Here is a 1313-nt window from a genome sequence, read left to right as displayed (position 1 = left end):
GGTGATCGGACCTACCTGGATCGGTCACGGATCTCACCTGCGCGCCGGTTCGGTCGTTGAGCGGGCCGTGCTCATTGAGCACACGCGCATCGGTGAAGGCATGACGGTGCGCGAGATGATCATCTCGCCGCAGTACTGCGTGGATCGCACCGGGCACACCAGCTATGTCGGCGACGAGGTGACGCCGCTGCGTTGGGGTGACGCGCGCGCCTGAGCTGCGGGCCGATCGACTCAGGTGAACGTCTTGGCCTCAACCAGCAGTGGTGCGCTGACGTCCTTTGCCGACAGTTGCGGGATGAGTCCGTCCAGCGGCCATTCGATGCCAATGGTCGGGTCATCCCAGCGCACTGCGCCCTCGCACTCGGGTGCGTAGCGGCCACTGGTCTTGTAGAGGAAGTCCGCGGTTTCGCTGACGACGACGAAGCCATGGGCGAAGCCAGGCGGGATCCAGACTTGCCGCTGGTTCTCGGCCGACAGTTCGAAGCCGACCCAGCGCCCGAAATTGGGGCTGGACCGGCGCATGTCGACGGCCACGTCGAACACGGCACCGGAGACACAGCGCACGAGCTTGCCCTGAGCATGTGGGTCGAGCTGGTAGTGCAGGCCGCGCAGCACGCCGCGCGCGGAGCGCGAGTGGTTGTCCTGCACGAAGTGCACGTCGTAGCCCAGGGCCTGGTTGAAGCGCTCCTCGTTCCAGCTCTCCATGAAAAAGCCGCGGGCGTCGCCGAAGACCTTGGGCTGGATGAGCAGGACTTCGGGAAGGGCGGTTGGCGTGACTTGCATCGTGTTCAGAAGGCCTTGTCGGTCAGCAGCTTGAGCAGATATTGGCCATAGCCATTCTTCGCAAGGGGCTTGGCGAGGGTTTCAAGCTGCGCGGTATCGATCCAGCCGGCACGGTAGGCGATCTCTTCCGGGCAGGCCACCTTCAGCCCCTGGCGCTTTTCCAGCGTGGCAATGAACTGGCCCGCTTCGAGCAGGCTGTCGTGGGTGCCGGTGTCCAGCCATGCATAGCCACGGCCCATGATCTCGACATTGAGCTGGCCCTGGCGCAGGTATTGGGCATTGACGTCGGTGATCTCGAGTTCACCGCGGGCGCTGGGCTTGATGGCTGCCGCGATGTCGCAGACCTGCTCGTCGTAGAAATACAGGCCCGTCACCGCGTAATTGCTTTTCGGGCTTTTCGGTTTCTCTTCGATGGACAGCGCACGTTGCTGGGCATCAAAGTCGACCACGCCGTAGCGTTCGGGGTCGGTCACGTGATAGGCGAAGACGCTGGCGCCGCCGTCGCGGCCTGTGGCGCTGCCCAGCAGGCC

Annotated in this window: 3 protein-coding genes; 1 reads left to right on the top strand and 2 read right to left on the bottom strand. The window is 64.3% G+C overall.

From position 1 onward, the window contains the following. Window positions 1-214: LbetaH domain-containing protein (locus AC1DU6_RS31520; protein ID WP_477862109.1), on the top strand; the 214-nt coding region annotated here is incomplete at its 5' end. A gap of 17 nt (window positions 215-231) precedes the next feature. Here the strand turns inward: AC1DU6_RS31520 and rfbC are convergent. Continuing rightward, window positions 232-783, bottom strand: coding sequence for a dTDP-4-dehydrorhamnose 3,5-epimerase (gene rfbC, locus AC1DU6_RS31515; RefSeq protein WP_056204089.1), 552 nt, complete (start codon window positions 781-783; stop codon window positions 232-234). Window positions 784-788: 5 nt separating this feature from the next. After that, window positions 789-1313: sugar phosphate nucleotidyltransferase (locus AC1DU6_RS31510; protein WP_477862107.1), on the bottom strand; the 525-nt coding region annotated here is incomplete at its 5' end.

Source organism: Roseateles sp. P5_B10 (genome assembly GCF_056400485.1).
The sequence above is the reverse complement of the archived record's forward strand: the minus strand, read 5'-3'. Positions and strand labels throughout refer to the sequence as shown.